18 protein-coding genes are annotated in these 23,441 nt (G+C 35.7%); 7 read left to right on the forward strand and 11 right to left on the reverse strand.

Annotation, left to right across the window (positions count from 1 at the left end; all coding sequences use genetic code 11):
• Positions 1–26: 26 nt before the first annotated feature.
• The 5 genes from ASG21_RS05785 to ASG21_RS05810 all read right to left on the reverse strand — a co-directional run bounded on the left by ASG21_RS05785 (position 27) and on the right by ASG21_RS05810 (position 9,637).
• On the reverse strand, positions 27–698 hold the full coding sequence (locus tag ASG21_RS05785; RefSeq protein WP_056076957.1) for a hypothetical protein: 672 nt from the start codon (positions 696–698) through the stop codon (positions 27–29).
• Positions 698–1,450: a hypothetical protein gene (locus tag ASG21_RS05790; protein ID WP_128414220.1), complete on the reverse strand. Its 753-nt coding sequence runs from the start codon at positions 1,448–1,450 to the stop codon at positions 698–700. The genes ASG21_RS05785 and ASG21_RS05790 overlap by 1 nt, the downstream gene beginning before the upstream one ends.
• A 480-nt stretch (positions 1,451–1,930) precedes the next feature.
• The gene (locus tag ASG21_RS05800; protein WP_056076962.1) at positions 1,931–3,739 is read right to left on the reverse strand and encodes a cytochrome c peroxidase; all 1,809 of its coding nucleotides are present in this window, start codon (positions 3,737–3,739) and stop codon (positions 1,931–1,933) included.
• A 63-nt stretch (positions 3,740–3,802) separates the two neighbouring features.
• Positions 3,803–5,275: a hypothetical protein gene (locus ASG21_RS05805; protein WP_056076964.1), complete on the reverse strand. Its 1,473-nt coding sequence runs from the start codon at positions 5,273–5,275 to the stop codon at positions 3,803–3,805.
• Positions 5,276–7,180: 1,905 nt separating this feature from the next.
• Complete coding sequence (locus tag ASG21_RS05810; RefSeq protein ID WP_056076965.1) at positions 7,181–9,637, reverse strand: DUF5686 family protein; 2,457 nt, start codon at positions 9,635–9,637, stop codon at positions 7,181–7,183.
• 350 nt (positions 9,638–9,987) lie between these two features.
• Between ASG21_RS05810 and ASG21_RS05815 the strand changes: the two genes are divergently transcribed.
• From ASG21_RS05815 to ASG21_RS05830, 3 genes are all read left to right on the forward strand, one after another.
• Positions 9,988–10,686, forward strand: a complete 699-nt coding sequence (locus ASG21_RS05815; RefSeq protein ID WP_056076967.1) for a hypothetical protein — start codon at positions 9,988–9,990, stop codon at positions 10,684–10,686.
• A complete protein-coding gene (locus ASG21_RS05820; protein ID WP_056076968.1) occupies positions 10,680–13,019 on the forward strand; it encodes a DEAD/DEAH box helicase in 2,340 nt (779 codons plus the stop codon). The genes ASG21_RS05815 and ASG21_RS05820 overlap by 7 nt, the downstream gene beginning before the upstream one ends.
• A 201-nt stretch (positions 13,020–13,220) precedes the next feature.
• Positions 13,221–13,640 carry a hypothetical protein gene (locus ASG21_RS05830; protein WP_056076970.1) on the forward strand — a complete coding sequence of 140 codons (420 nt, stop codon included), beginning with the start codon at positions 13,221–13,223 and terminating at the stop codon, positions 13,638–13,640.
• A gap of 267 nt (positions 13,641–13,907) precedes the next feature.
• Here the strand turns inward: ASG21_RS05830 and alaS are convergent, their stop codons facing one another.
• From alaS to ASG21_RS05860, 6 genes are all read right to left on the reverse strand, one after another.
• Positions 13,908–16,511, reverse strand: coding sequence for an alanine--tRNA ligase (alaS, locus tag ASG21_RS05835; protein ID WP_056076972.1), 2,604 nt, complete (start codon positions 16,509–16,511; stop codon positions 13,908–13,910).
• A gap of 152 nt (positions 16,512–16,663) precedes the next feature.
• Positions 16,664–17,134: a hypothetical protein gene (locus tag ASG21_RS05840; RefSeq protein WP_056076975.1), complete on the reverse strand. Its 471-nt coding sequence runs from the start codon at positions 17,132–17,134 to the stop codon at positions 16,664–16,666.
• Positions 17,135–17,167: 33 nt separating this feature from the next.
• The gene (locus ASG21_RS05845) at positions 17,168–17,551 is read right to left on the reverse strand and encodes a hypothetical protein (RefSeq protein WP_056076977.1); all 384 of its coding nucleotides are present in this window, start codon (positions 17,549–17,551) and stop codon (positions 17,168–17,170) included.
• A 44-nt stretch (positions 17,552–17,595) separates the two neighbouring features.
• The gene (locus ASG21_RS05850) at positions 17,596–18,132 is read right to left on the reverse strand and encodes a GNAT family N-acetyltransferase (protein WP_056076979.1); all 537 of its coding nucleotides are present in this window, start codon (positions 18,130–18,132) and stop codon (positions 17,596–17,598) included.
• The gene (locus ASG21_RS05855) at positions 18,132–18,797 is read right to left on the reverse strand and encodes a hypothetical protein (protein WP_056076982.1); all 666 of its coding nucleotides are present in this window, start codon (positions 18,795–18,797) and stop codon (positions 18,132–18,134) included. Before ASG21_RS05855 ends, ASG21_RS05850 begins: the two co-directional genes overlap by 1 nt.
• Positions 18,798–18,896: 99 nt before the next feature.
• Positions 18,897–20,969, reverse strand: a complete 2,073-nt coding sequence (locus tag ASG21_RS05860; protein ID WP_056082173.1) for a M3 family metallopeptidase — start codon at positions 20,967–20,969, stop codon at positions 18,897–18,899.
• Between the two features lie 181 nt (positions 20,970–21,150).
• Between ASG21_RS05860 and ASG21_RS05865 the strand changes: the two genes are divergently transcribed.
• From ASG21_RS05865 to ASG21_RS05880, 4 genes are all read left to right on the forward strand, one after another.
• Positions 21,151–21,504, forward strand: coding sequence for a nuclear transport factor 2 family protein (locus tag ASG21_RS05865; RefSeq protein WP_241773461.1), 354 nt, complete (start codon positions 21,151–21,153; stop codon positions 21,502–21,504).
• A 105-nt stretch (positions 21,505–21,609) separates the two neighbouring features.
• On the forward strand, positions 21,610–22,149 hold the full coding sequence (locus ASG21_RS05870; RefSeq protein WP_128414221.1) for an SRPBCC family protein: 540 nt from the start codon (positions 21,610–21,612) through the stop codon (positions 22,147–22,149).
• A gap of 146 nt (positions 22,150–22,295) precedes the next feature.
• A complete protein-coding gene (locus ASG21_RS05875) occupies positions 22,296–22,520 on the forward strand; it encodes a hypothetical protein (protein ID WP_056076985.1) in 225 nt (74 codons plus the stop codon).
• A gap of 80 nt (positions 22,521–22,600) precedes the next feature.
• Positions 22,601–23,050 (forward strand): hypothetical protein, encoded by a 450-nt coding sequence (locus tag ASG21_RS05880; RefSeq protein ID WP_056076987.1) that lies wholly within the window; start codon positions 22,601–22,603, stop codon positions 23,048–23,050.
• The last annotated feature ends 391 nt before the right edge of the window (positions 23,051–23,441 follow it).

Here is a 23,441-nt window from a genome sequence, read left to right on the forward strand (position 1 = left end):
AAATTTAAAATTTTCGGGAGTTTTTTTTATTGTGTAAGTTCAGTTATTAAGGAGAAAGCTTTTATTTCAAGATCGTCTTTTGACAGCCTGTTGCTTTCAATTTCCAGAGCCGTAAAATGACCTTTGTCTGATGTTAAAAGCGCATAGCCATTTGTTTTCTTTCCTCTGTTTTCAAAACTGTAAGAGACAAATTTCGAATCTTTATCGTCAAGTTTTATTTTGAGATCCTGAACATTAAGTTTCCTTTTTACAGATTTAAAATTCGTCATCAAATCATCAGCAGTATCGTAGGAATGCATGAAAATACTCGTGTTATCAGGCTTTTTAATCGCCAGACTGAGCGTATCATCATAATTTTTCTGAAAATAAGCACCTGATTCAACCTTGATTTTAGACGAAACATCCAGCAGAATCATAGAATCTTTTTTAAGTTTTATGACGCTGTAGTTTTCCTTTTCAAAATCGCTGAGTTGGCTGATGCTGTCATAACTTTCATAAAAAAGGTTGTTGGAAGCTGTATCGTCTGCAGCTTTCGTCTGTCTCTCATAATTCCGGCTCATCAAAGCACTCACATCGTTGTAAGAGGTGTCAGAATACGAACTCTGCGAACTTTTATTACACGTAATTGCAATGCGGATAATACTGATAAGGCAAAGTGCAACCGTAAGAACGGTTTTCCATGCAGAACTGTTATTCATTATTTTACGTCAGATCTTTTGATGGTGATTTCATTTAATTTTTTGCCTTTGCTGTCGCTGTAAACATATTTAATGTTATTTACACCGATAGCGCTGGTCTGAGCGAATATCTGTCTTACATCCGGAGATCTCATCATTTCGTCTTTCATCACCTGCGTTGCTGCGTCGGTTGCAAGTGCATCAGCATACTGATCGGGAACTTCTGCAGAATATATAATATTGTTCTCTGCATCAGCTTTGATGGCAACAATTTTTACACCTGAAGCTTTGTCTACAATCGGTAAACTTTTGCTGAAAACTTTCAGAATTTCATTCAGCTGTGAGCTGTCCGGTTTGTCGCCTTTGGCAATGGCTTCAAGATCGATGTTGCCTTTTTTTGTGTTTTTGTCGATGGTTTGAGCAGACATCATCACATCATTTGCACTGTAAACTTTAAGGTTAAATTTCACACCTTCCGCCAAAAGTTCCTTTCCTGACGGCTCAGCCTGAATTGCCTGTCCGATGATATCGGGAATAGCATTTTTCATCAGTTCGGCTTCCACATCGGTATCTGCGTAAGTGGTTTTAATTTCAATATCCACATCACCTGTCGGAGTAGATGTTGCTTTTGTAGATTTAAAACCTGCACTTCTCACCATCATGTCGCTGGTGTTGTTGTACATTTTCACAAATTCTTCAGTTCTTGTAGCGGTTGATTTTTTACAGCTGACAAGCATGAACGCAACAGCAAAAATAAATAGGAGTTTTCTCATTTTAATGATTTTTAAAATTTTTGAAAAGATAATAAAAAACAGAATCCAAAAAGGAATTCTGATTATTAATTTCACAAAATAATGAATTTGTTAGGTGTTTTTTTTAAGTAAAGAGTTTTTTAGATGCTGCTGAACTTTTTTTAAAAAAACTGCGGGGTTTTTATTTGCTGAATTTTGAATTTTTTTTTAATAAAAAATATAACGATTATCCTTTTTCAAATAATGCAAAATCAGCAGTCATTTTTGTCATCCGTAGGAATCTAAACTGAATTGTTTTGTGTGTTGAGATTCCTACGGAAAGACAAACAAGCTGTAAGGTTTTATAAGTGAAGGATAATCATAAAAAAATAGACACGAATTGAAAAGTCGTAGAGCGACGATCTGTTAATAGTAAAATTGGGATGCGATTTGCGAAGCTTCGTAGGAGCGACCTGTTCATTATTTTCCATTAGAAGAAATTTCGTGTCTAAAAAATATAGATTATTTATCGTTCAAAGCATTCAGAAACTCAATAATCTCATCGATCTCATTTTGTGTTAAATTCAGTTTGGCATCAGAAAGTGTCTGGTTTTCAACTTTTAAATTAAAACCTTTTCCGCCGCCGTTGTTGTAAAATTCAATTACTTCCTGCAAGGTTTTGTAACCGCCGTTGTGCATGTAAGGAGCAGTTTTACTGATATTTCTTAGGGTTGGAGTTTTAAATGATTTCTGAAGAAAAGCAACGGTTTCATGAAATTTTCCCCTTCCCAAATCTGAATCCAGCTTTTTGTTCGAAGCATTTTCTGCTACACCCAAAACTTCCTGTTCCGTTTTTTTATAGTTGGGAGGAACAGTTCCGTTGAAAAGCGGTAGAAAATGACAAATCGCGCATTGTGCTTTTCCCATAAACAGATTGAAACCTTTCTTCTGCTTTTCGGTCATGGCGTTTTTATTTCCTCTCATATATTCATCAAAATCTGAATTGAAGGCCGCCAGAGAACGGATGTAGCTTGCAAGCAAATTCTGAAGCTGCCAGACTTCGGCTTTGTCAGATTTAAATATTTTTTTAAATGCGGTCTGATAGTTTTTATTCTGATTAATTTTCAAAATAATAGACTGCAGATCGCCGTGCATTTCTTCTTTATTCGTAATCACGTCAGAGCTTTGCCCTTCCAGATCATCTTTCCGCATATCCCAGAACTGACCGTGCTGAAATGCTGAGTAATTCAATGACGGCGTATTTCTCTGCAATTTTGAGTTGGCAAGCGACATCGATTTTTCAAGTCCGTCGGTGAATGCTTTTTCTGCGTTGTGACACGTGGCACAGCTTCTAGTATTGTTTTCAGAAAGAATTTTATCATTAAAAAGCTGTTTGCCCAACTGTACTTTTTCCGGAGACATTTCATACTGCTTTCCGGGAACAAAAGCATTGACATCGAAAGCATCTTTAGAGTAAAAATTACCGGCATTTTTCCGTAAAGCAGTCAGAACTTCTACATTCGGAATATTTTCTTGTGTTCTGAAATCAAGCAGAAGGGAAGAAAGTCGGTTGAGGTGAACGCTGATGAATTCAAGATAATTGAATGTGTTTTTATTTTTATTTAGATTTAAAAACCGTTTAGACTGATCAATTTCCGAAACAATTTTCTTTAAAGATGAATTTTGAGATTTTTCAGTTGAAATTAAATTTAAAACAGATTTTAAAGATTCAAGCGAAACAGGCATTTCTTCCAGGAACTTTCCTGAAATGGGGGTGTCAAAACCTGCAATTCCCAGACTTGAAATTCTGAAAATCTGCTGTCGCAACGCATCAAAGGTCTGATCTTTGGTCACAGTGATGACCTGGAAATTAGTCTTAATGGTATTCCCTTTATTGGTCAGCTTTTTCAGTATTCTGATGACTTCAGCTTTGTTCTGTTTTTCTTCAGAATAAAGCATTTCTTCCAATACCTGAAGTCCTTCCGGCTCGATTTCCACGTGCTCAGCCATTTCGATTTCCGGTAAAGCTGGTCCGTTGATGAATCTTGCGGAGTGAGGAAGAAAATATTCTACCGCCCATTCCATTTTTTTGTAGGTCTGACGGAGACTTTCAAATTTTTTCTGAACGGTTTTATTGTCGGTACCCTTGGAAACCAGGTCAATCAGTTCATCAATCTGAGCAAGAAAAAGTTCATTGTTTTTGAAAACTGCATTTTTTACTTCCACCAGATCATCCTGCAAAGGCTGATTGGGCTTGTTGCACTGAAGAATCGTGAAAATGCTGAATAGCAGAATGAGGAAAACGCAAAAGGGATCTTTTAACAGTTTCATTACGTAGAAAAAAGCATCAATAGAGAAAACTCTACTGATACTTTTAAGTTTAAATGGTTAATATTATTTCTGAACGTTTCTGATCAGTACGATCTGTCCACCTTCTTTGTTGGTATTTACACCAGCACCGTCAGCATTGGCAAAACCGTTTTTCTGCCATGTGTGAGAGTGAATATTCACAGCAAAAGTATTCGGAACACCGATGATGTCTGAAACATCGATCATCGCACCGTATTCCCAGGATCCGAATTTCTGCAGATTTCCGGATTGGTTATAAGCCGTCTGCCATGCAGAATCCGTTCTGTTGTGCTTCATATTCAGCCACGGTTTGTATTGTTTTGTGGTGATATCCAACTGCCAGATGTAAGAATCGTGAGCTGCTGCAGGATAATAAGAATCTCCGTCTTCCTGAATGTAAACATAGTTTTCAGTTACACAAAGGTTGTCAGGATTAATTAAATTGCTTCCGGGATTTGAATCTCCTTCAGCTACTACCTCAAGCTTTCCGGTCATCATATTGTTTTGGTTTAAAACCAGTTTATATACTCTTCCCCACATCGTCAAGCCCGGTTTAGGATTTACTCCGTCGTTAGATTCTCCGGTTGCTGTGAAATAGATTTCTCTTCCTTTTCCTGCTCCTTTTCTGTAATCTACATCTTCCACTCTTGAAAAACGGATGGCATTGATATCCATATTTTTCTGGTTGATCTGTGCTCCGGTAAGATTCTTCGCATTGGTAATTTCTACAAATTCCACATCATACTGAGAACCTTTCGTCATATCCGTTTCGGTAGTATTGTTGTTGGTTCTTTTCAGTGAATACAGTTTACCGTTATCCAAATCGCCCTGTATGTCGGCAACATACATTAAAAGCTGACCGGCAGACTGGTGTGAAGTTGAATACGACTGATCTTCACCAATTAAAATATAAGATTTTCCGTTGGAAACATCCTTAGGAAGTGGCACTGCATTTTCCATGGAAGCCTTTCCCAAAGCCGGTTTCACTCTTGTTTTATCTGAAGCCTGAGACGCTGATGCTAAAGGATTCAAAGCATGAACCATACTTTCTTCACCGGATTCACCTGCCGTAAGAAAAGCACTGAAACCGTGCTCGGCAACAGTTGCCAAAGTAGCTGAACACAATCTTGTCATTCCACCGATTCCGTTCAGAATGTATTCTCCTTTTACAGGTTTGAAAGATTTGTCTAAATAAACTCTTGAAACCGACTGTGTGATCTCATGATTGGTGATCATTAAATATCCGTTGGAGTTCGGGTCTTTCATAATTCCCATTCCGTCCGGCTGTCCTGCAAATACAAAGTTGGGGCTGTCCTGCAATACATCAGAACTCGAAATCAAAGTGGTGATGTTTAAGTTTTCAAAACCTGTCATTCCATAAACGAAAGCGGGTTCTTTGGAGAAGTTTTCGAGTTTAATGTCTGAGTTGATTGGTTCTTCAGTAGTTTCATCGTCATTACAACTCTGAAATACCGCAGCAGATAAGAATAAAGCTGCCAAAGTGTGGTTTAGTTTCATAATACTTTCTATAGTTTATTGATGTCACAAAACTAACAGGAAAGTGTGAACAGAATTTTAACAGGACAAAACCAATCATTTAAATCTGTTATGATTAAAATGATGATTTGTTAACTAAAAATCAATACTTAGAATGAGTTTAAATAGTGAGGATTTGGTTTGAGGGCAGGAGAGTTTGAGGATTTGAGAGTTGTAGAATTTTGAGAGTGGGAGCGTTGTACAATAATATTTTTTTAGGTTTTTAAATTTTAAAAGTTTTCAGAAAAGGCTGTAAAGTGTTGGATTGTAATAAATTGTACTTGATTGCCTCAACTAAGTGGTTGATTGGCTCAACTAAACAGTTGATTGCTTCAACTAAGTGCTTGAACGGCTTTACTAAGTGCTTGATTGCCTCAACAGAGTACTTGAATGGCTTAACCAAATGCTTTGTCGCCGTAACTGAATGCCTGATTGCGTTAACCAAATACTTGATGGCATCAACTAAACGCTTAATTGTCTTATCAAATTTTTTATTGAAATTTCATCAAAATTATTTTCCCGATCCTAAAGGGAGTAATTTTGATGAAATTTTCCGAACATGCTCGCTACAAGCATAGCTTATGTGAACCTCATTATCTATGTTTTTCAGTCTTAAATTTGATACTTTTGATTAAATTTTAAAAACATTTTTCCACCCTTTAGGGTCGGGGAAAAGAAAAATGTTTTTAAAATTAATGATGGCTTGTTCAAAAAATACAATTTTCTTTAAATTGTATAGTCTGATAATTCATCATAAAAATTTCATCAAAATTATTTCGCTGCCCCTAAAGGGAGTAATTTTGATGAAATTTTCCGAACATGTTCGCTACAAGCATATCTTATGTGAACCTCACTACCTATGTTTTAAGTCTTAAATTTGATTAAATTTTAAAAACATTTTTCCACCCTTTAGGGTCGGGGAAAAGAAAAATGTTTTTTAAATTAATGATGGCTTGTTCAAAAAATACAATTTCTTTGAATTGTACAGTGTGATAATTCATCATCAAAATTTCATCAAAATTATTTCTCCGACCCTAAAGGGAGTAATTCTGATGAAATTTTCCGAACATGTTCGCTACAAGCATAGCTTATGTGAACCTCATTACCTATGTTTTTCAGTCTTAAAGTTGATACTTTTGATTAAATTTTAAAAACATTTTTCCACCCTTTAGGGTGGGGGAAAAGAAAAATGTTTTTAGAATTAATGATGGCCTGTTCAAAAAATACAATTTCTTTGAATTGTGCAGTATGATAATTCATCATCAAAATTTCATCAAAATTATTTCCCCGACCCTAAAGGGAGTAATTTTGATGGAATTTTCAGAACATTTTTGCTACAAGCATAGCTTATGTGAACTTTATTAGATTGTTCTTTCAGTCTTAGAAATGGTAATTTTGATTAAATTTTAAAAACATTTTTCCACCCTTTAGGGTCGGGGGAAAAGAAAAATGTTTTTAAAATTAATGATGGCTTGTTCAAAAAATACAATTTCTTTGAATTGTAAAGTGTGATAATTCATCATCAAAATTTCATCAAAATTATTTTCCCCGACCCTAAAGGGAATAAGTTTGATGAAATTTTACAGAGTAATTTTTAGCAGCTTGTCTGTCGTTCCGTAGGAATCTAAACTGCAGTATTTTAACGATGTTGAGATTCCTCCGGAATGACAAAGTGACTGTTGAATGCAATGAGTAAAAAATACACCGTCCTTTTAAATAAGTTTTTCCACCCTTTAGCTTCGGAAAAAGAAAAATGTTTTTAGAATCTATAATAATCTGTTCAAAAATAACAAAGCAGAAACCCAAAGATTTCTGCCTTGTAAAAAAATACTGTTAAAATAGCTCACTTCAACTCCCTTTCTTTCGGAGAGGGCTGGGGAGAGGACTTTAATTCAAGAAATTAAATTTCAGTTTAATTCCAAAATTCTCCTTAAACTCTGACGTCTGGTAATGCCCGAGTCTGTAAGAAAATCCAAGCCCGAAACTTCTTCCTAAGAACCGGTTCCAAAGTACGCCGACTTCCTGATAATTGTGGTCGAGAACCTGAAAATTGAACTGGTGATCCTGCGGATTTTTGAAGGCGCCGATGGCCGACTGATATTCCAGTTCGATGTTGGAATATCTTGTTCCAATGGTTTGAAATCTGAAAGGCAGATACTGTGTTATTTTAAATCCTACAAATTTATCGGCGAAGAAAGTTCCGGCAGGCATCGTGGTAAAACCTAAATTCGATGGTGTGTTAATGTTGGAATACCATTCGTTCGGGTTGGCATCTCTGTGACCTGCAATTTCAAAATTCTTCCAGATCGGTGCGGTTCCCGAAGAAATTCCACCGAATAATTTGACATTGGTATAACCCAGTTTTGTTCTGAACTGATGCACAAACATCGCATCCAGTCTGTGATAATCCAGATCACCGCCTAAAGCATTGAAGCCTTTTTCAAAATTCATGTAAACCTGCGGGAAGCCTTTTTCGAAGGTAAATTTTCCGCTTGGCGTCATGATGTTTTTGTCATTTGGTGAATATTTCAGGGAAAGCGTGGCGCTGGTATTGTCAAAACTGCTTCCGAGATTCTGATACTGATAGCCGAACAGTGCATTCTGTTTTTCTTTATTCAGAGCGATCTTCATGCTTAATGAATTCGAAAGATCGTAAGAATAGTACGCGCCCCATTTTTGATTGCGGTAAAAATTGGCATTGTGAAGATCGAGATTATTGTCTGCCAGATTCATCATCATGTCCCACATATTATTGCTGAAACGCCCTGGAGCAAAGACATCATCCACATAATCAACTCTGAAAACAGAAGTTCTTTTCTGCGACAGTTTTACATCAACTCCCAAACCGTATTTCCACCGGTGATCCTTAAATCCGTAACCGAAATAGCCGTCCGGAGAAATGGTTTTGCTGAATTTTTCGTTCAGTTTTACGCCGGCTCCCAACCGCAGTCCCTGATATTTGTCGTAGCTGAAAAATTTCGTCAGATCAAAATCGATTACTTTGTAGCGCAGATTTCCACGCAACAACTGGGTCAGGAAGCTGAGTTTCTTTTCAAAATCGTGCTTTTCCACAAACTTATCCAGAGTGGCGTAGGTCGAACTTTCCCTTGTGGTCAGGCTGTCTGTGCGGTATCTGTCGAGAAGGCTGCCGTCGGAATTCTGCATTTCAAGAGAATAGCCTTTAAACTCATTGGCTTTCTGCTCCTTATTCAGTTCAAAATCGAAGAAACGGTTTTTCACATACAGATAATTTCCAAAAGTTCTGGAATTGTATTTTGCTTTTTCACCTGCTTTGATGCTGTCTTTTTTGGAAGTGTCAAAAGACTGGTCGCCCATTTTAAGCCTGATATCTTCATAGTCGAGAAACCATTTTCCGTTGATGGGTTTCCAGACGGAGACAATGTTTCCGGCATTTGCTTTTTTGTTGACGCTTTCAAATTTTTTAAGAGCATACGTTTCTTTATCAATAAAAATATTTCCGTTGAATTTTCGCGGGTTCTGCTTTTTCTTATCTGTGATTTCCTTGAATTTAATCACATACGTATCCCGCCCGTCAATCTGAATCGTGTCTGAAAGAAAGAAGTAAAAAAGCTGTCTGTTCTCCGGCTTCAGCTGTCGCGGCGTGCGGTTTAAATTCGAAATATTAATCGCCAGCGCTTCGTAGATCGGATTTTTAAAACCCGACATTCTGTTATCTAAAATATTGGTTTTCTCGCCAAACTTTTGCGAGTATTTGTACTCGGTTGCTTTCTCCCAGAGAAACATCTGTGATTCCTGAGAAGCCTCTATAAATTCTTCGCCAATCAGCGAATCTTTGATCTCTTTCGGTTTCATTTTAAGATCCTTCTTTTCCACTTTTGAAAGGGAATCTTTTCTCACGGAAAGAAAGCTTTTGTAGATGTCAACAGAATCTTTATCTACGTCGATTGAGAATTTGGTGTACGATTTAAAATCATAGGAATTCAGAGACTTCGGCGAGTTTTCTTTTTCTCTTTTGTTCACTTCATCCAGAATTTTCAGCGCTCTGTCATCGCTTTTGCTGGAAATCACGATTTTATCGATATTCTGCATTTTTTCAGAAAGCGGATTCAGAAATACTTCCGCATTTTTTTTGACATCAGCTGTGGCATCTTCAAAATTATTGGCGATGATTTCCACCTTTTTGCATTTGGTTTTAAAAGACAGAATCCCGTGAATATTAGTCTTCCCCAAAAGCGCATCGTCACAGTAAACGGCAGCATTGGCAACAGGTTGATTATTTTTTTTACTCATCACCTTCAGCTGATTCTGGCTGAAATAAAAGACACTGAAAAACACAAAGAGAGCGGATAAAAGTTTATTCATTGAAGTTGTATTGATGCAGCAAAACTATTGATTAGCCTGAAACAAAACTACATGCAGAAATATAATCTTTTGTTAAAAGTGTAACTGTCTGTATATCGCTTGAATACGGCTGATTATTTGTTTTTAAATTCTCGGGGTGTGGATTAATGGGTGTTTATTTAAGAGATTTTAAGGGTTATGCAGCTAACTTTAAACTAGAAATGAAAATGTTGTAGTGAAATTATGATATTTTTTTCATTTATGTTTGAAATAAAATTGTTTTAAGTTGAATATTTACTTATTTTTAAAATATATTTTGATTATTTATGCAATCAAGCAATAATAATGTTAATAGATATTAAACTACATCCATGAAAATAACTAAAGTTGATAATGCTGGTCTTGATAAAATTCCCGTTGGAGGATGTTGTGAAATAAATTGTTTACATATTGTAATCAAAGACTTCAGACCAATCGTGGAGGAGTTTGAAAAATATATTTCTGATACAAGTTGGATAAGCGCCCTTGACGAACTTTCTCAAAAAACGTTTAAAGCAACTACACAGAAAACAATTGATAAAATTGTGAATGAAATAATTGCGAAAATTTCTTCAGATGTAAATACTGATATTGGAGAATTTATTATTTCTTATGCTGCACAACAAGCCTTAGAAATTGAACATTCACATACATTAATTCCTTTAGCTGAGCTGCTTAAAGAAAAAATAAGTGGCAATCCTGGATTTGATTATCACTCTGTAAGTAAAAATAGTTATTTGGTTTTTGGTGAGGCCAAATTTAGTTTAGATTCTACTCCTCGGGCACTTGCTTTAGAACAGATTGTAAGATTTATTGGAGATAGAGATAATTCTGAATTATTATGGTTACAGCCGTTTTTGGACGACAATACAAAAAAAAATGTTATTGATGATAAAAAAGGTTATGCGGCCGCTTTTTCTCATAATAACGCCAATATTATTACTACACTTAATAATGCATTGGATTCTGATCCAGTAAAAGAAATTATAAAATTCAACGAACTTTATCTAATTGCAGTAGAACTATGTTAAGCAAAATAATTTTTAATGAAAAAATTGACGATGAGTTAATTAGTGAAATTCTTTTTGATTTTCATAAGAATGGTCCTGTTAATAATAACCATTTGGAAACATTATCTTACCTTAAAAAGTTTAATTCTAAATCTTTTAAAGTATATGAATCAAAATTGATGTTTTTGATGGGACTGTTTTATAAAACAAAAGAGCCAAGCTCATTTTTAGAAACAATTTACAACGCGTATTCTGATACAATAATTAGTGATACTGGGCATAATTTTACACCAGTTCAAGCTGACGCATATCTCTCAATAAAGAAATATACAAACTTTTCATTCTCCGCACCCACCAGTGCGGGAAAATCATTTTTGTTTCAAGAGTTGATTAAAGAAACTAAAGGGGATATTATAATTATTTTACCTTCCCGAGCACTAATATCTGAATATTTGATTAAAATTAAGAAGCTTGTTTCAAAAGAAACATTGGTTCTGCAATTTATTGAGGTAGTTAATATTAAAAGAGCCAAAAATAGGATTTATATTATTACTCCTGAAAGAGCTGAAGAATTATTTAAAAATATAGAAAAGCTTAATTTAGAACTAATTCTGCTCGATGAGGCACAGATTTCTGAAGAAGGAATTAGGGGAATGAAATTCGATTCCTTAGTAAGACGTATTGATAAGAAATTAAACAATATCAAAAAAGTATTTACTCATCCATTTATTCTTAATCCTGAAGCTCAATTTCAAAAACATAATATAACTAACAACATAGATTCTGAAATATATGATCAAAAAACTGTAGGCAAAATATATATTGAACATTCAAAAGGAAAATTCAAGTATTTTTCACCATTTCAAGATGTGATAGGTGGTGAAAATCTTGAAACTGATATAGTGAAAGATATTATTAGAAACGATGGCACTGCTCTAATATATATATCAAAATCAAAGATATATGAGAGTAGTTTTATTGAATCATATTATGATTATATAGAGTTATGTCCTGAAATTACAAGTACAGAGAGCTTGAAATATATTGAAAAACTTGAAGAATTTTTAGGAACAAAAAATGATACAGAGAAGAATTCAATGTTAATATTTTTAATGAGAAGGGGAATAGTTATACATCATGGTTCCATCCCATTAAAAGCAAGATTAATAATTGAAGATTTTGTTAATGGACGACACGCAAAGGTTTGTTTTTCAACATCCACATTAATTCAAGGAATTAACATGCCATTTGATATTGTGTGGATTGATAACTTTACTTTTAGCGGTAATGAAGATCAAAAAACATTAAATTTAAAAAATTTAATTGGCAGAGCAGGAAGAGTAACACAAGAGGACAATCATTTTGATTATGGATATGTATTAATCGAGAGTAAAAATAAAAAATTATTTACTTCAAGATTAAATAAAGAGTCCTCAATTTCACCGACTTCAATTCTTGATAACAAAACAGATTTAAATAATGAAGATTTTATTGATATTGTTGAGGCAATTAAAAATGATACTTTCGATTCTGAGCTTCAATTAACGGAAAGTCAAATATCGCGGATAGAAAAATCTGATTTAGATACTGAAATATCATTTATTTTAGATAATTTTTTAAACGAGGATCGACCTTTGACAGTTAAGGAGTATTATATACTAAAGGAATCCAAAAGAAAAAGAATAAAAAAGGCTTTTGAAAATATGTATACTGCACATCTACGAAGAGCCGAACTAACAAAGGGTGAAAAAAATGTTTTAAGCACCTCAATTCCTATTCTGCTCTGGCAAATCCAGGGTAAGTCTTTTGCAGAAATAATTTCTCTTAGACATGCTTTTTTATCAGAAAAAGATTTTAGAAGAAAATTAAACAGAAGATTAAGAAATAAAGAAATATCAGTAACAAATTATAATAAGCAATTATCTGAGAAGAAAGTAAGATTTTCTTGTATTGCAGAAGCTCTTCCAAACAAAGGATTTAAGATCGCAGTTCCATTGTTTAAAAGAAATACTAGTGTTGTGGATTTAGAATTTGACAAAATAATTTATGATACATACGACTACATTGACAAAGTTCTGTCGCTGTCTGTAAAAGATCCTATTTCAAGTGCATTAATACTTTATTTTAGGAAATCTAATGACGTTCGAGCACTTATTTTGAGTAATTACATTAAATATGGAACTAATGATCCAACAGAAATTTGGCTCTTGAAATATGGATTCAGTTTTGAAGAGATAGAAATTTTGATTGATCATATTGAAAAAATTGACGAAAACGAGATTTTATTTAAAAGTTCTGTAACAGAATTTATTTCCGATATAGATAATTATATGTTAATTGAAAGATATTTGTAAATTATCCTGCCACTCATCGTTTCTCCAGCGCTTCCTCTCGCTAGGCACGAATCCTTTCGTGTGGTGCAGTGATTAATAAAAATCTTGCCGCTAACAAGGTTTTTTTGTTTCAAAAATTCATTTCCAAAATTCCGTAGATCTCCTAACATACCACTTCCAAAATCTTCCTTACCTTTGCCGGAAATTTTTAAACATAACAAAATGATCAAAAAAGTATTCACCATTTTATTTTTTGGGGCAATGGGTATTTTCGGTACTCAGTTGAAGGCGCAAACCATCGAGGAAATTAAGCAGAAGCAGGAACTTTTTAAAATCTATTCTCAGTTGCTTGACAGAAGTATGGATCTTGCAAAAGAAAGACAGAACAACGTAAAACTGGAAGCTCAGGTGAATTCCCTGAACAAAAAATCGGATAAGAAAACTGATAAATTCACGTCTTCAGACCCACAAACCACATCGGCAGATGCAAAGAAAACAGCAAAACTGCTGAAGGAAACCGAAGCTGCCAACCGCGACCTCGCCAAAAGCAACAGCAAAATAAAAAGCATTGAAGCTCAGATGGCAACCATCGTCAGCAAAATGGAAAAATACAATTATGTGGTTGAGATTAAGAATAAGTAAAAAAAAACTCCGATAACTTCGGAGTTTTTTTGTGGTGTACCTCGTGTGTTCGAGCTCCGTCAGTTCGAGTGTTTTTCTGTAAAGAAGTGGAAGAAAAATATATCGAGAACTCGTGAACAAACGGCAATTGTATTTAAAAAGAAAAACTTCTCGATACACTCCACTTCGCTACATTACTCGAAGTGACGAAGCGATTTGTTCACTTAAAAATAAAAGGCAGCTGTTAAAAAAACAACTGCCTTTACTTATATCTTAATATTATTAAAATTACAGCATCAAAGCCTTCTGATACGCATTTTCCAAGCCATCAAGATTTTTTCCGCCTGCTGTAGCAAAACCTGGGTTTCCGCCGCCACCGCCCTGAATTTCTCTGGCTAAATCTTTAATCAGTGCTCCGGCCTGATAAACTCCTGCGAGGTCATCAGAAACACCAATGGTAATCATCGGTTTTCCGTCTGCGTCGGATAAAACAATCGTGATAGAAGTCGGGATTTCTTTCTTCAGCTGGAAGACGATGTCTTTTACTGAACCGGCATCCAGAGAGGTTTTCTTAACCAGAAGAAGTTTGTCACCTTTCTGTTCGTAAGAAGTTTTCCAGTCTCCGATTTCGCCTTTGGCTTTTTCTTTTTTCAGAGATTCCACTTCAGATTTTAAAGCTGAATTTTCATCTATCAGTTTTTCAATCGATTTTACGATGTCTTTGGATTTCAGCAGTTGTGAAAGTTCAGCAACCTGTTTTTCAAGATTTTTGAAATATTCCTCAGATTTGTCTCCGGAAATCGCCTCAATTCTTCTGATTCCTGCAGCAGCAGAAGCTTCGGAATTGATTTTAAAATGACCGATTTCGCTCGTGTTTTTCACATGGGTTCCACCACAGAGTTCCTTCGAAGTTCCAAACTGGATCATTCTCACGCTGTCACCATATTTTTCGCCAAACAATGCCATCGCACCTTTGTCTATCGCCTCCTGAATCGGAATATTCCTGAATTCCTGAAGCGCAATATTTTCTTTAATTTTAGCATTGACTTTCTCTTCAATCAAAGCCAGTTCTTCCTCAGTCATTTTGCTGAAATGTGAGAAATCAAAACGAAGATAATCCGGACCGACGAATGAACCTTTCTGTTCAACATGAGTTCCCAAAACTTCTCTCAGAGCCTCGTGCAGTAAGTGCGTTACAGAGTGGTTGGCCTGAGAATTTTTTCTTTCAGCTGCATTTACTTTTGCATAGAAAACCGCTCCGGCATCTTTTGGAAGTCCGTTGATCAACGAAATAATCAATCCGTTTTCCTTTTTGGTTTCTAAGACTTCAAAACTTTCAACCGCATTTTCAAGAACACCTTTATCACCGATTTGTCCACCACCTTCAGGATAGAAAGGGGAGTTGCTCAGCACGATCTGATAAAATTCGCCGTCTTTGTTTTCTACTTTTCTGTATCTTGTGATGTAGGTTTCCGTTTCAATTTGGTCGTAACCTACGAAGTTTTCAGGCTTTTCTTCCAAAACAACCCAGTCGTAAACTTTGGAAGCAGAGTCTTTTTTAGAACGCTGTTTCTGTTTATCCAAAGCATCTTCAAATCCTGCTTCATCGATTGACAAACCTTTTTCTTCAGCAATGATTCTCGTTAAATCATCAGGGAAACCGTACGTGTCATACAGTTCAAAAACTTCCTGCGTCGGCAATACTTTTTTACCTTCAGAAATAGTCTGCTGAATTAATTTTTCAACTCTTAATAAACCGGTTTCAATTGTTTTTAAGAAAGATTCTTCTTCACTTTTAATCACTTCAGTTACCAGTTTGCCCTGTTTTTCAAGCTCTGGGAAAAATTTTCCCATTTGATTTTGAAGAACAGCCACCAGTTCGAAAAGGAAAGGTTCTTTTCTGTCTAAAAATCTGTAGGCATAAGAAATTCCTCGTCTTAAAATTCTTCTGATTACATAACCGGCACCGCCATTGGAAGGCAGCTGTCCGTCAGCGATTGCAAATGAAACTGCTCTGATGTGATCTACGACAACGCGGATGGCGATGTCTTTTTCGTCCGTTAAAATTCCGGTATATTTTTTTCCTGAAAGTTCTTCCACCTTAGCAATCAAAGGGGTAAAAACATCAGTATCGTAATTGGATTCTTTTTGCTGTAAAGCCATGCAAAGACGCTCGAAACCCATTCCGGTATCGATGTGTTTGGCAGGAAGATTTTCCAGAGAACCGTCCGCTTTTCTGTTGAACTGCATGAATACGAGATTCCAGATTTCCACAACCTGAGGATGGTCGTTATTTACCAGTTCAAGACCGGAAACTTTTGCTTTTTCTTCTTCATTTCTCAGGTCAACGTGAATTTCTGAACAGGGTCCGCAAGGTCCGCTGGCACCCATCTCCCAGAAGTTGTCTTTTTTGTTTCCGTTGATGATTCTGTCTTCAGAAATGAACTGTTTCCAAAGATCGTAAGCTTCGGTATCTCTTTCAAGATTTTCTTTTGCGTCACCTTCAAAAATGGTTACGTACAGATTTTCTTTTGGAATTCCGTACACTTCCGTAAGCAGTTCCCACGCCCACGTGATGGCTTCTTTCTTGAAATAATCACCGAAAGACCAGTTCCCCAACATCTCAAACATTGTGTGGTGATAGGTATCACGACCCACATCATCCAAGTCATTGTGCTTTCCGGAAACTCTCAAACACTTTTGGGTATCGGCAATTCTTGAGGCTTTAGGCTCTTTATATCCTAAAAAATAATCTTTAAACTGCGTCATTCCCGAGTTGGAAAACATCAGGGTAGGGTCGTCTTTCAGCACGATAGGCGCCGAAGGAACGATGAGGTGTTGTTTAGATTGAAAAAAGTCTAAAAACTGTTGTCTTATTTCCTGTGAAGTCATATTTGTTGCTTTTGGCTAAATGCTTTTGGCTTTCAGCTTTTTTTTGATGGGCAAATTTAATGAAAAGAGATAAGTAAAAAGTAAAAAGAACCAAGTTTTTGAGGACGGAAAATTATTTTAGAACTAAGTCAGAAAAAAACAAACATTGAAAATTATTGTATTAGATTTCTTTCCCAAATTTTATCAATAAATAATCCTAATATCATAAATGATAGGCTGGAATATGGAAAACTGTCTACTGCTGAGAAAATCAACTGACCATCGCTTTCAAAATTTAAAAATACTCCCCAATAAAAATAGAATCCCAAAGGATGAACTATAAAGTAAAAAATAGACATGATGAATAAAATCTCAAAACCGCTTTTATCTGAATTTATTTTCGCTTTACTTTTTATTATTTTAAATACAATGAATATAAACAACAATAAAACAGTTAGTAAAAGATGGATTGTAAGTTTTCCCACATTGCTGTAAGGATTTTTGTCTACTAATCCAGATGCCAGAATTTCTACGGGAGTTGCGGGAAGAACCGAAAATATGGGAACTACGTATGTAAGTGACAGCAAAAGAGACACGACGGTAAAAATGATACCAATTTTAAATGCAAAATATTTACGTTTCATTTTTAAAGTTGGATTTAAACTACATCAACCTATTTAATAGGCATTCGGATCAAAAAACGCCTTAAAAGTAAGCGGATCTTCGGTGAAATTTTCGGCAGTTTCAAGATATTCGTGGTAATGTTCGGGATTCATTCCCAAATCAACCATGACGATGGCGATATTGGTGTACAGATTTTTATCTTCGGAGCCCAGATCTACAGCGGTTTTAAGAACTTTTAATGCATTTTCATTTTCGCCGGAATCAGACAACACCGCACCGAGGTTGATTAATGCTGAAGTATTTTGAGGTTCGACAGCTAAAATATCTTCGAGTTCTTTAATCAGCAGGTCATTAATGTCATCCCAATAATCTTCATTTTCCCACCTTTTGGCCTGAAGTTTTACTACGTTTTCTAATCTCTGAGTGATGCTCTTCATTGTTTCGTTCCCTGAATTGATTTTTCACAATGTACAAATTAATTTCACTTTTGCCAATCTGATTTTTCGATTTGAAATAAATCCATCCTGTTTCCGGAATACTCAATCTGTTTTTTGAAAGTCATCCCGTTTTTCAAAGCTACATTTTTTGAATTTGAATTTTCAGAATGGATGATTGAAATTAAGCGGTTGTGAAAATTATTCTCAAAAGCAAAATCTCTGCATTTTTTTGCAGCTTCAATGGCAAAACCTTTTCCCCGAAACTGAGGAAGAATAGAGTAGGCAATTTCCAGCTCAAACTCATTTTCAACTTCACGAACAAGCAAACCACACTGGCCTATGAGTTCGTTGGTTTCTTTTGAGATTAAAACATTTTGTCCGCCAAGATTATTTTCGTAGCGGTGGAAAGTCCACTCAAACCACTTTTCACACCGTTCTTCTGGAGTTTTAAAACCATCCATTCCGAGCATTTTTGCGGTTTGCTCGTCTTTTAGTAATTCTTGCCAGATTTCGAAATCGGAAGGTTGTAATTTTCGGAAGGAAAGTCTTTGGGTTTTTTGGTTAGTTAAAAGATATTTCATTATTTATTAAAAACTGAAAGCTCATTTATTTCTGATTTAAAAACTGTTTGAGAAACTGCTTCATTAAGCTTTTTTCTACTTATAGATAAAGGATGATCAGGAAAATCGATATCATATTTCTCTTCTTCAGATTTGTTCATTAATGTTCCTTCTTTAAAATTGGGCTCGTAAGGATCTTTAAACCAGTATTCTAACTTTTCATCCACAAAGTTTGCTTCGCCACTTTGTAACATTTCATTCAAAACAATTGCATCTCTTACTCCTGTAGTTCCGATCTCTGCGGCTTGGATTTTTATTACCCAACTGTAATTTTCGAAAGGAATCGTTACAGAAGCAATATAAGTCATCCCACCTTCCGGCTGAGGAACTTTAAAGATAGTTTTTACGCTTGGAACATTATTTATCGTAAGAAGTGATACCTCTACAATTCCTCCATTTGCTGCAGAGATTGAGTTTCTGTAAAATTTTCTCAAAAAGTCTAAATTTTTTGCAGAAGGAATATCGGGCGGAACATCAAAGAAATTTAAAGAAATCAAAACACTTTCTTCGGGATTTACCCAAACAATTCTGGAAGAGGTTTCTTCTACTTTATTCCATCCAAAATTAGGGACAAAAATAGAATTAATGGTTATTTTACTCTCTTTTTTCTTAAAGAAATTAAACATATTTATTTAGAGCTTTATTGGTACTAAAATAATTTTTTTTGCGTAAAAAACTCCGAAAAGCTTTCACTTCCTGGAGTTTTATAAGTTTTATTTAAAATTCTACCCAAACGCCCTTTTCAGCAAACTCTCAACCTTCGGTTCACTTCCTCTGAAATTTTTATACAGTTCCATCGGATCTTTGGTTCCTCCCGAAGAAAGTAAAATCTTAAATTTTGCGGCTGTTTCAGGATTGAAAATTCCTGTTTCTTTGAAATACTGGAAGGCGTCGGCATCCAAAACTTCTGCCCATTTGTAAGAATAATATCCCGCAGAATATCCACCCTGAAAAATATGTGAGAAACTCGGGCTCATTGCTGTTTCAGGATTTACAGGATAAAGCTGTGTCGCTTTTGTGTAAGAATCTTCAAACTCTTTAACACTCAGATTCTCCAGATCTCCAACTTTCGTATGGTAATTCATATCCAGAATCCCAAAACCAAGCTGTCTCATCGTCTGATAACCTTCCATAAAGTTTTTAGACAAAGCAATTTTTTCGATCTTTTCATCGGGAAGAACTTCGCCGGTTTTATAATGTTTAGCAAATGTTTTTAGAAATTCCGGCTCATAACAGAAATTCTCAAGAAACTGAGAAGGTAATTCCACAAAATCCCATTTTACAGACGTTCCTGACAGATTCGGATACTGGGTATTTGCCATCATTCCGTGCAGCGCATGACCAAACTCGTGGAATAAAGTTGTCACTTCCTGAAAAGTCAGTAAACTCGGCGTGTCTTTCGTCGGCTTGCTGAAATTACAGACAATAGAAATATGCGGACGTGAATTTTCACCGTCTTTCTGATACTGATTTTTATAACTCGTCATCCAGGCGCCGGCTCTTTTTCCTTTTCTTGGGAAATAGTCAACGTAAAGCAAGGCTTTGAAGCTGGTTGATGGCTGACCGTTACCATTTGTTGTTTCCTGATTCTGTGTATCTGGTTCCTGGTTTTCGAAGACCTCATATACTTTCACATCTTCATGGTATTTCGGAACGTCATTTTTCTCCACGAAAGTCAGTCCGAAAAGTTTTTTAGACAATCCGAACACAGCTTCCTGAACCTGCTCCAGTGGAAAGTATGGCTTCAGTTCTTCGTCATTTAAATCATATTTTGCTTTGCGAAGTTTTTCTGCATAAAACGCGTGGTCATAACCCTGCATTTCTTCGATTCCGTCAGCTTTTGCCAAAGATTTTAATTCCTCAATCTCTTTTTCTGCGTATGGTTTTGCTTTCGTTAAAAGTTCATTCAGAAAATCCAGGACCTTGGTCGGAGATTTTGCCATTCTTTCTTCCAGAACGTAATCTGCGTAATTTTTGTAGCCTAAAAGTTCGGCTTTTTGCTGTTTTAAATTCAGCAATTCTTTGATGAGGTTTTGATTGTCAAATTCCCCGCCGTCGAAAGATTTCTTACCGTTAGCCAAAGCCAGTTCTTTTCTCAATTCACGGTTTTCAGCATAAGTCATGAATGGAATGTAGCTTGGATACTGTAAAGTAACTACCCATCCTTCAATATTTTTTTCTTTCGCTTCTTCCGCGTACTGTTCAATAATCGCTTCGGGAATTCCCGCTAAATCTTCTTTGTTGGTGATGTGTTTAAAATAATTGTTTGTTGAAGCCAACACATTCTGTCCGAACTGAAGTGATTTTAAAGATAAATCCATGCTGATCTTCTTTAATTTCTCTTTGTCTTCTTCATTTAAAAGGGCTCCGCTTCTTACAAAACCTTTATATGTCTCATCCAAAAGCATCTGCTGCTCTTCGTTCAGACTGTACTTTTCTTTTTGATCGTAAACTTTTTTAATTCTATCAAATAAAGCTTCGTTTTGAGAAATTTTTGAAGAATATTCAGTTAAGACTGGAGAAACTTCCTGCGCGATTTTCTGTAATTCGTCACTCGTTTCAGCTGAATTTAAATTGAAAAAAATATTGGAAGCTCTGTCCAGTTGCTCACCCGAAAAAGCCAAGGCTTCGATTGTATTTTCGAAAGTCGGTTCCTCTGAATTATTAACAATGGCGTCAATTTCCGCTTCAGATTTCTGAATCAAATCTTTAAAAGCCGGAAGATAATCTTCATTTTTAATCTGATCAAATGGCGCTGAATGATATGGTGTGTTGAATTTTTCTGTTAAAATAGACATTGAATTATTTTTAAGGGTAAATTTAATTAATTGAAATGAATCAAGCATGTTTGGCGCAAAAAGAATGCCCGCGAAGAAAGTATGACAAAAATTCCCATTGTCTTTTTTTCTTGTCATAGGCGAAGATGTTTTTTTCCGGCAATTGTTTAATTTTGATTCCGAAAATTCAAATTAAAACAGAATGATGTCTCAAAACAAAACCACAGTTCAGAAATACATGGATGCCTTTCAGGAAAGCGACCATAAAATGATTCTGAGCTGTCTCACCGAAGATGTGATTTGGGAAATGCCCGGAGTTTACCAGCACCACGGAAAAGAAGAATTTGATAAGGAGATTGAAAATGAAAACTTTACCGGAAAGCCAAAAATCACGGTTTTCAGAATGACGGAAGAAAATGATATAGTCATTGCGGAAGGAAATGTGGTTGGAAAGTTCAAAAACGGAGATGTTCTCGACGCCGATTTCTGCGATGTCTTTGAAATGGAAAACGGATTGATCAAAAAGCTGGTATCTTATTTAATGCAGAAAAAGTAGATGGCTATTGGCAAATGGCTTTCAGCAGGTGCTTTAAATCTAATTTATCATAATTTTAAGATGAATTAATCTCAACATAATTAAAGAAATATTAAAAAACTATCTATGAAAACATTTTTAAAAATTATTGGTGGACTTGTCCTCTTATTTGTAGTGTACGGAGTGATTGCGATGCTGACTTTCAGTAACGAGTACCACTACGAAAAATCGGTGGTGATCAATGCTCCGAAAGAAAAAGTCTGGCAGCACATCAGCTCAATGAAAGCTTTCAATCAGTGGAATCCGTGGATGGATTTAGATAAAAGCATGCAGGTTACTTATACCGGAACTTCCGGAGAAGTGGGAGATAAATACTGTTGGGACAGCAAAAATGATGATGCGGGAGCCGGTTGTCAGGAAATTAAAGAAAATATAGCCAACGAAAGGCAGCGTACTGAAATGATTTTTAAAAGACCTTTTGAAGGACAGGCTTTGTCTGATATCGTTTTGAATTCTGAAGGAAATGCTACAAAAGTAACGTGGAGCATGGATACGAAACAGGAAACATGGATGAAAATTATGCGACCGATGATGGATTATCAGATGGGAAAATCTTACGATGAGGGTTTTAAAAAACTGAAAGCTTTGGCTGAAAATAAAGACTAAAGCAAAATACTGCAAGAAACTGTTTTTAGATTTTGAAAGCAGTTTCTTTGTTAAAGATTATTAATGAGTTGTTTTGAATTTATAATCTTTAGTTAAATTTTTTAAGTGAAATAAGATAAAATATATCTTTGAAAAAAAAATAATTTATGAGAAAAGAATACATGTTGTTTTTATCTGTTTGTCTGGGCTTTTTTGTTACATCATGTACAGCAACGCCTGGAAAAGAAACAAATGCTGATTATCAGGATAAAAATTATCTGGAAGGCAGTCAAAGTGATATACAGAAGAATGTACAGCAGCTTGAGAAAAGAAGAGATACTGATCAGAAAAAATATGACGTTATTGATTACCAGGAGAACAAGCCCAAGTAAAAATTTAAAAACCGTTTCTTTCAGGAGCGGTTTTTGATTATTTTAAAAAAATATTATCTTTAGGTAAAAGATCAAGATGTATGCAGAAGGCGGTTTACAATAAAAATGAATTAAGAATTTTTGTGCGGGACATGATTTCCGGAAAAGTAAAAACACTGGAGTTTTATCTGAATTTTACGCTGGAAGCCAGCCGGGAAATCAAAAAAACTTCGAAATATGATTCCATCCGTGAAGAAATGCAGGAGGAAATTTACCACTTGGATAAGCAGATGGCGAATCTTAAAAATATGCAGCAGCAGATGAAAAAGGTTTTAAATTCGGCCTCTGAACACGCAAAATTAGGTTCGCTTGTCATCACCAACAAAGCCCGTTTCTACATTTCGGTTTCTCTGGGTGAGTTTTTCTTCGAAGGCGACCGTTTCTACGCCATTTCCCCCGAAAGTCCGATGGCTCAGAAAATCATTGGTATGAAGGCCGGCGAGGAGTTTACTCTTAATAAAATTCATCAGAAGATTGAAGAAGTGATGTAAAAGAGCCAAGGCAAAAGTAGAAAGAGCCGAGTGGAAGAGCCAAGGAAAAAGTAAGAAGATTCAAGTGAAGATGAGAAGTATAAAAGATCTAAATCAAAAAAACACTTTTCAATAAAGTGAGCCAGCTCCGAAGAAGTTGAACACAGTATCTGTTGATCTAAATCATGGAAATATCAAAGTAAAAAAGGGCAAATAGACGGCATGAAATGAAGGAATATTTTCACCAGTAAAAATTGAAATTCGTGCATCCGCGGCATTTGAAAGGAAAATTCACAGAAAATTATTGATGAAAATTTTGCTGAAAGAGCAGTACTGTTTAATTTTGCTACGCATCCCGCATCCCGCATCCCGCATCCCGCATCCCGCATCCCGCATCCCGCATCCCGCATCC

Source organism: Chryseobacterium sp. Leaf394 (genome assembly GCF_001424105.1).
Lineage (GTDB): Bacteria > Bacteroidota > Bacteroidia > Flavobacteriales > Weeksellaceae > Chryseobacterium.